Origin of the sequence: Streptomyces sp. NPDC001480 (assembly GCF_042894725.1) — a bacterium.
GTDB lineage: Bacteria > Actinomycetota > Actinomycetes > Streptomycetales > Streptomycetaceae > Streptomyces.
In genome coordinates, this window is the sequence record NZ_JBIAVX010000017.1 from 233,007 (window position 1) to 240,037 (window position 7,031).

The following is a 7,031-nucleotide window of genomic DNA, read 5'->3' on the forward strand; positions in this document are numbered from 1 at the left end:
GAGCCACCCCTCCTTTAGTGGGCGATCACCGGGACGGCCACCTCGTCCTCGACGCCCTCACCGTCACCGGAGGCGACCGGACCGGCGCCCTGGTGGCCGGCGTTGACGAGGGTGACCACGATGGCCGCGGCGAGCACCAGCATGCCGACGGCGAACCAGATCGCGTTGGTGTAGCCGTGCACCATGCCCTGCATCTGGACCAGCTGCTGCTTCGGCTTGGAGGTGGCCGTGGCGATGTGGTCCTTGATGTACGAGGTCGTCGCGGAGGCGGCGATCGTGTTCAGCAGGGCGGTACCGATCGCTCCGCCCACCTGCTGCGAGGTGTTGACCATCGCGGAGGCCACACCGGCGTCCCGGGGCTCGACACCCAGGGTGGCCAGGGACATGGCCGGCATGAACGCCGTACCCATGCCGAGGCCGAGCAGCAGCATCGCCGGCAGGACCGTCGAGGCGTACGACGAGCCGATCTCCAGCCGCGTCAGCAGCAGCATGCCGGCGGCGGCGACCAGGAAGCCGGGGCCCATCAGCATCCGGGCCGGGACCCGGGTCATCAGACGCGTGCCGATCTGGGTCGAGCCGACCATCATGCCCGCGATCATCGGCAGGAAGGCGAAGCCGGTCTTGATCGGCGAGTAGCCCTTGATGACCTGGAGGTAGTAGGTCAGGAAGAGGAACGTGCCGAACATCGCGATGATGGCGATGCCGAGGGAGAGGTAGATACCGCCGCGGTTGCGGTCGGTGACCACGCGCAGGGGCAGCAGCGGGGCCTTGACCCTGGTCTCGGTGACGACGAAGGCGATCAGCAGGACGGCCGACGCGACGAACAGGGAGACGGTGGTGGTGTCGCCCCAGCCGTCGGACTCGGCGCGGGTGAAGCCGTAGACGAGCGAGACCAGGCCGAGGGTGGACAGGAGCACGCCCGGGAGGTCGAGCGGGTTGCGGTTGCGGCCGCCCTCCGGCTCACGGATGACGAAGTACGCGCCCAGCGCGGCGACCACGGCGAACGGGATGTTGACGAAGAACGTCCAGCGCCAGTCCAGGTACTCGGTCAGCACGCCGCCGAGGATGAAGCCGACGGCGCCGCCGCCACCGGCGATCGCGCCGTAGATGCCGAACGCCTTGGCGCGCTCCTTGGCGTCCGTGAACATCACGGCGAGCAGCGAGAGCGCGGCGGGGGCGAGCAGCGCGCCGAAGACACCCTGGAGGGCGCGGGCGCCGAACATCATCGCGCCGGTGGTCGCCGCGCCGCCGAGCGCGGAGGCGGCGGCGAAGCCGGTCAGGCCCACGACGAAGGCCCGCTTGCGGCCCCACAGGTCGGCGATCCGGCCACCGAAGAGGAGCAGACCACCGAAGGCGAGGGCGTACGCCGTCACGACCCACTGGCGGTTGCCGTCGGATATGCCCAGGTCCTGCTGGGCGGAGGGGAGCGCGATGTTCACGATGGTCGCGTCGAGGACGACCATCAGCTGGGCGAGCGCGATGAAGACGAGCGCTTTCCAGCGGTTGGCGTCGGCGGTGCCGACGGTGGCCGGTGTTGTTTCGGACATGGAGGTACCCACTTCAGGACTTCGTGACGGAGAAATCGGTAAAAGGCGTGAGGGTGCCGACGGCTCGCCAAGGTGAGCGGCGGCCGGAGGCTCGTGTATTGCTCGTGCTTCGAGGTGTCGTCTTTTGGGAGCGTCGTCGGATGGACCGGTGTGGGGCCCGGAACTAATCGGTCGGCTCGGTCGGAACGGTCGGCTCGGTCGGATCAGTCGGAACGGTCGGAACGGTCAGCTCGGTCAGGTCTGCCGGAAGTCCTCCATGGTCGCGGCCGTGCCCGGCAGTACGGAGCGGGCCGGGGCCCGCAGTCCGTCCAGGAACAGCTGGAGCTGGCGGTGGACGAAGCGGTCGATGCTGAGGCAGCCCGTGCCGGCCGGCGGCCGGCTGAGCTGGGACACGGCGAGCAGCAGGTCACCGGCGCCGACGTCGGGGCGGAGCTGGCCGGCCGTCTTGGCGCGGTCCATGACCTCCCCGACGATCTGCTCGACCCTCTGGCGGGCCGCTTCGAGGTCGGGGTGGTTCTGGTCGAACGTCTCGGAGACCATCGGGCACAGCGCACTGATCCGCTCGTCGGCGGCGGTGTGCGTGAAGCGCGCCAGCGCCTCGAAGGCGTCCCCGGTCTCCGCGAGCGCCTCCTCGGCCGCCCGCACCGTACGGTCGATGACGGAGCAGACGACCTCGCGGACGAGGGCGTCGCGGTCCGGGAAGTTGCGGTACACCGTGGCGTTGCCGACACCGGCCCGGCGGGCGATCTCGTCGAGCGGCACGTCGGGGCCGAACTCGACGAACATCTCCCGGGCGGCGGCGACGATCCGCTCCCGGTTGCGCAGGGCGTCGGCGCGGGGCCGGGGCGTCCTGCGTCGCACGGGGGTCGCGGTGGGCACGGCGTACTCCTGAGTTCATCGGGATGGACGATCCGGGGAACCAGTCCCCGTTTCGCTCGGACACATGGCTAAACGGGGAAACGGTCCCCGGATATTTCGCAGCCACGAAGAAATTTCTAGTGACCTGGCTCACACCCCATTCGGTGCGACATTCGGTGCGACATTCGGCGCGACATCCGGTGCGGCATCCATGCCCCTACCCGCGGGAAACCCACGATCGGCCTCCCCCAGCGCGCGCCCCCCGCACCGTCGACACAGGGTGACCACAAGGGTGCAGCCGGCGACCGGCGGCTGCCGTGGAGCGGAAGGTCCCCTGCATGCAGCCGCAGTCGTCCAGCGGCCGGCGTGCGCCGGGCGCACACCGGATACGCCCGCGCCGTGTGGCCGCCCTCGCCTCCGTGACCGCGCTGACCCTCACGGTCAGCACCACGTCCGGCACGGGGCAGCTCACGGCGGGTTCCACCACCGCCGGTGCGGGACCGTTCGCCATGGCCCGCTCGCCCGCCCTGGCCCCCTGCATGATCAGCGGCGGCTACGACGTCCAGATGACCGAGGGCATACCCACCCCCGCCGGCTACTCCCACTCCACCGGCACCGTCCACGCCCTGACCCTCATGGTCGACTTCCCCGACGCACCCGGCCAGGGCAGCGCCCTCGACCGCTTCCACGAGTTCTTCCCGAAGACCCAGGAGTGGTTCCGCACCGCGTCCTACGGCCGTCTCGACTACCGCCCCGAAACCCCGGTCACCGACTGGCTGCGCATGCCGAAGCCGTTCAAGGACTACGGCATAGAGCGCGGCGCCCCCTTCGACCCCGGCTACCGCCGACTGGTCCAGGACATCGTGGCCGCCGCCGACCCCACCGTGGACTTCCGCTCGTACGACCTGCTGAACGTGCTCGTCACCCCGAACGCGGGCCCCTCCGCCCTGGACACCGTGCTGTCGGTGACGTTCGCCGGCAACGCGGAGGCACCGATCGCCGACGGCGTACCGGTCGCCAACGCCTCCTTCGTCTACTCCCGCCAGGACGACGGCTCCGGCTCCTACCCCCTCACCGGCTACCGCGTGCTCCCGCACGAGAACGGCCACGTCTTCGGCCTGCCCGACCTCTACACCCAGGAAGGCGCCGGCACGGTCGGCCACTGGGACATCATGAGCGAGGACTGGGGCGCCGACAACGACCTGCTCGGCTGGCACAAGTGGAAGCTGGGCTGGCTGGACGCCACACAGATCAGCTGCGCGGCCGGCCGCGGCACCGCCGAGTACGAACTGACCCCGCTGTACCGGCCCGGCGGCCGCAAACTCGTCGTCATCCCGGTCGACGGCCACACCGACTACGCCCTGGAAGTACGCACCCGGGGCGGCAACGACGAGACCGTGTGCCATCCCGGCGTCCTCATCTACAAGGTCGACGCGAACATCGACACCGGCCAGGGCCCCGTCAAGGTCTACGACGCCCACGGCCACTCCGGCGGCTGCACCAGCAGCCCCAACGTCCACACCGAACTCTCGGACGCACCGTTCGGCCCCGGCCAGACCTTCAAGGACCCGCTGCGGGGGATCACCGTAGAGGTGACCGGGAAGGACGAGGCGGGGAACTATCGGGTGCGGGTGACGCGGAGCTAGCCGTGCGGCCCCGGGACCGGGCGGGCGTGCGGGCGGCACGGGCTTACCGTAGGCGTGCCGAGACGCCCGTACTCCACCCCGGCGCCCACCGCCGTAGCCACTCCCGCACCCCACCGCCGTAGCCCATCCCCGCACCCCACCCCCGCACCCCACCGCCATGGCCCATCGCCGTACCGGAGAGCCGCAGCCGATGCCCGCGACGAAGACCCCACTGGACGCCGACGCCCCAGGGGGAGCCGCCGTGCCGCCGGCCGAGGCGGTGATGCCGCTGATCCGCGGGATCACCGTGCTGCGGCAACTCACCGAAGCGGGCGGCACCCTGAGCCCGAGCGCGCTGGAACGGGCCACCGGCCTGGCCCGTTCCACGGTGGACCGGATCACGGCGACCCTCGCACGCATGGGATACGTCCGCCTCGACGGCCGGGACGTCGTGCTGGCGCCCCCCGTCATGGAACTGGGCAACGCCTATCTCGCCGCCCTCCGCCTGCCCGCCCTGCTGGACGCCCGTGCCGACGAACTGGCCGACGAGCTCGACGAGTCGGTGTCCCTGGCGGTCGCCGACCGCGACGGCATCCGCTTCATCCACCAGGCCACCCGCCGCCGAGCGATGTCCCTCAGCTTCCGCATCGGCGACCTCCTCCCCGCCGAACGCACCGCCCCCGGCCCGCTGTTCGCCACCGACTGGACGGAACGGGACTGGACCCACTGGCGGGCGCGCCGGTCAGCGGACCCGGAGGACAGGAGCTTCCCGGCGGTACCCCACAGAGACCTGACGGTCGCGCCGGAGGCCGCGGACTTCGTCCGTCGCTCCACCCTGGCCGCCGCCGACGGCTACGCCCTGGACGACCAGCTGATCGAACCGGGCCTGGTGGCCGTCTCCGTGCCGGTACGGGATCCGGCGACGGGCCGTGTGGTGTGCGCGGCGAGCGTGGTGAGCCACACCAGCCGCCACACGGCCGCCGACCTGCGCGACACGCTCCTCCCCCGCCTGCGCGAGGCGGTGACGGCGATGGAGGCGGACCTGCGCGAGGCCCCCCCGGTCGTACCAGGCCCACCCCCCTCCGACCTGGCCACCTGGACGACAGCGTCGAAGCACGAGCTGGGCCGCGACTTCATCGAGTCCCTGGCCCGCGGCCTCACCGTCCTGACCGCCTTCGGCGAGGGCCGCGCCTGCCTGACCCTGACGGAGGTGGCCAAGGCGACGGGCCTGGCCCGGGCGACGGCCCGACGGGCACTGATCACATACGACCACCTGGGCCTGATGACCATGGCCCCGGACACCCGGACCTTCACCCTCACCCCTCGAGTCCTGTCCCTAGGCTTCCCACCCCTCTCCCGCACGACCCTCCCCCACCTGGCGGCTCCCCACCTGCGCGCCCTGGCGGACCGGATGGAGGAGTCAGCGGCCTTGGCGGTACTGGTCGACCCGGAATCGCCGACCCCGATGATCCAACTGACGGCGAGAGCCACCACACCCCGAGTCCTCTCCCCAGACATCACAGTGGGCACCCGCCTCCCGGCCGGCTCGACCTCCCTGGGCCGCGCCCTCCTCTCCGAGGCCGCCCCGCAGGGCTACGCCCTGGCCGATGAGGAACTGGAATCAGGCCTCCGCTCCATCGCAGTCCCCCTCCACGACCGCACGGGCCGCGTCATCGCCGCCCTCAACCTCTCCACCCACGCGGCCCGCCGCACCCTCGCCGACTGCGTGACCGACCTCCTCCCCGCCCTGAGGACCACAGCCGCCCACATCGAATCCGACCTCCACACCGCATCCCGCTTCACCCCCATCCCCCCGACCTGACCCCCCACCCCCACCCCCGAGATCCGGTACGCTGACGCCTGTGGCCCACACAGCCACGATCCGCCTTCGTAGCTCAGGGGATAGAGCACCGCTCTCCTAAAGCGGGTGTCGCAGGTTCGAATCCTGCCGGGGGCACAGACAGAAGGGCCAGCTCAGGAGGGTTTCCCTCCCAGGCTGGCCCTTCGGTGTTTCAGGGCTCGTGCCACAGGCGTGCCACTACACCCGCACTTTCGCCTCGGGCGGTTCGCTACCTACAAACGAGAGACCACGCGGCGAATCGCCCCAACGCGCTCATGAAGCGTGCCGGATAGACTGCACGAACTCGCCGGATCCGTCATCGAGCAACCAGAACGACCAGCCGTTGCGGTTTGGGTTGACGTCCGGCTTGTAGTGCGTCACCACAGCCCGAGCCGCTCCGGTAGGCGTCTTGAAGCTTTGCCCCGCAAGCGGTCCCGACGTGATGTCGATCCTCTTCGTGTCCCGGTCATAGCTGCCACGGGTCCGATGACCTTCGTAGTCGGCATAGACGTCGACCTTGCGCTCCGCCTTCGCATCCTGCCCGTTGGCGGCGGCTGGCGCCGAGGACGGCCACCGTTCCGGCGCCGAAGGTGGGCAGGATGTGCGTCAGTGCGACCTGAGCATCGGTCTTGGTCGCGTACGTCTTCTGTGCGGGACGCGGTTGCCCCGTCTCGGGGTCCCGGTAGCGGACCTGCCAACGGCCGGACGGAAGCTGTCTCACCGAACCGAACTCCCGGCGCCTGCCCTTCTTGTTGGCCATCAGGCAGCCCTCCGAAGGGAGCTGCCCTGGTGGCCGATCGGCTGCACCGTGTTGGCGTCGATGAAGGCGTTCAACGCGCTCTCGGGGATGCGTACGTGTCGGCCGACCTTGACGAACACGATGCGTCGCTCGGCGATCAGGCAGCGCGGGCCTCGCGGAGGGCGCTGAGGGTGGTGGAGTAGCGGCGGGACTTGGTGGAGAAGTGGCCGCGGAATCCGAGCATGTGGGCCCAGGCGCGTAGGCGGAGGTGTTCGAGGTGCTTGCGTGCGCCGAGCGTCCATGCGGTGCGGACCATGCGGTCGGCGTAGCGACTTTGGCCGGGAGTTTCAATGACCCTGTCAAGGCTGTGGCCGCCTCCACCGGTGAGGTGGGGGCGTTCGGGAGATCGTCTGTGCCTCGGC

At 70.6% G+C, this 7,031-nt stretch carries 4 protein-coding genes, 1 tRNA gene and 3 pseudogenes; 3 read left to right on the forward strand and 5 right to left on the reverse strand.

Annotated features, from left to right (window positions below; genetic code table 11):
* Positions 1-14 precede the first annotated feature (14 nt).
* Positions 15-1,547, reverse strand: a complete 1,533-nt coding sequence (locus ACFY01_RS35925; RefSeq protein ID WP_390739945.1) for an MFS transporter — start codon at positions 1,545-1,547, stop codon at positions 15-17.
* Between the two features lie 234 nt (positions 1,548-1,781).
* Positions 1,782-2,426, reverse strand: coding sequence for a TetR/AcrR family transcriptional regulator (locus ACFY01_RS35930; protein ID WP_390739946.1), 645 nt, complete (start codon positions 2,424-2,426; stop codon positions 1,782-1,784).
* Positions 2,427-2,743: 317 nt separating this feature from the next.
* Here ACFY01_RS35930 and ACFY01_RS35935 point away from each other — a divergent pair, with 317 nt between their 5' ends.
* The 3 genes from ACFY01_RS35935 to ACFY01_RS35945 all read left to right on the forward strand — a co-directional run bounded on the left by ACFY01_RS35935 (position 2,744) and on the right by ACFY01_RS35945 (position 5,987).
* On the forward strand, positions 2,744-4,051 hold the full coding sequence (locus ACFY01_RS35935; RefSeq protein ID WP_390739947.1) for a M6 family metalloprotease domain-containing protein: 1,308 nt from the start codon (positions 2,744-2,746) through the stop codon (positions 4,049-4,051).
* A 190-nt stretch (positions 4,052-4,241) separates the two neighbouring features.
* Complete coding sequence (locus ACFY01_RS35940) at positions 4,242-5,852, forward strand: IclR family transcriptional regulator C-terminal domain-containing protein (protein WP_390739948.1); 1,611 nt, start codon at positions 4,242-4,244, stop codon at positions 5,850-5,852.
* Between the two features lie 62 nt (positions 5,853-5,914).
* Positions 5,915-5,987: transfer RNA gene (locus ACFY01_RS35945), tRNA-Arg, on the forward strand.
* Positions 5,988-6,468: 481 nt separating this feature from the next.
* On the opposite strand, the pseudogene ACFY01_RS35950 reads toward ACFY01_RS35945, so the two are convergent.
* From ACFY01_RS35950 to ACFY01_RS35960, 3 pseudogenes are all read right to left on the reverse strand, one after another.
* Positions 6,469-6,630 (reverse strand): annotated as a pseudogene (locus ACFY01_RS35950) (site-specific integrase); the annotation flags it as partial.
* Positions 6,630-6,785 (reverse strand): annotated as a pseudogene (locus tag ACFY01_RS35955) (excisionase family DNA-binding protein); the annotation flags it as partial. The pseudogenes ACFY01_RS35950 and ACFY01_RS35955, both read right to left, overlap by 1 nt.
* Positions 6,773-6,925 (reverse strand): annotated as a pseudogene (locus ACFY01_RS35960) (replication initiator); the annotation flags it as partial. The pseudogenes ACFY01_RS35960 and ACFY01_RS35955, both read right to left, overlap by 13 nt.
* Positions 6,926-7,031: the final 106 nt, after the last annotated feature.

Excerpts from the sequence above, each read along its gene's own strand:
- ACFY01_RS35940 (WP_390739948.1), top strand. The coding sequence starts at position 4,242 with ATGCCCGCGACGAAGACCCCACTGGACGCCGACGCCCCAGGGGGAGCC.
- ACFY01_RS35925 (WP_390739945.1), bottom strand. The coding sequence starts at position 1,547 with ATGTCCGAAACAACACCGGCCACCGTCGGCACCGCCGACGCCAACCGC.
- ACFY01_RS35935 (WP_390739947.1), top strand. The coding sequence starts at position 2,744 with ATGCAGCCGCAGTCGTCCAGCGGCCGGCGTGCGCCGGGCGCACACCGG.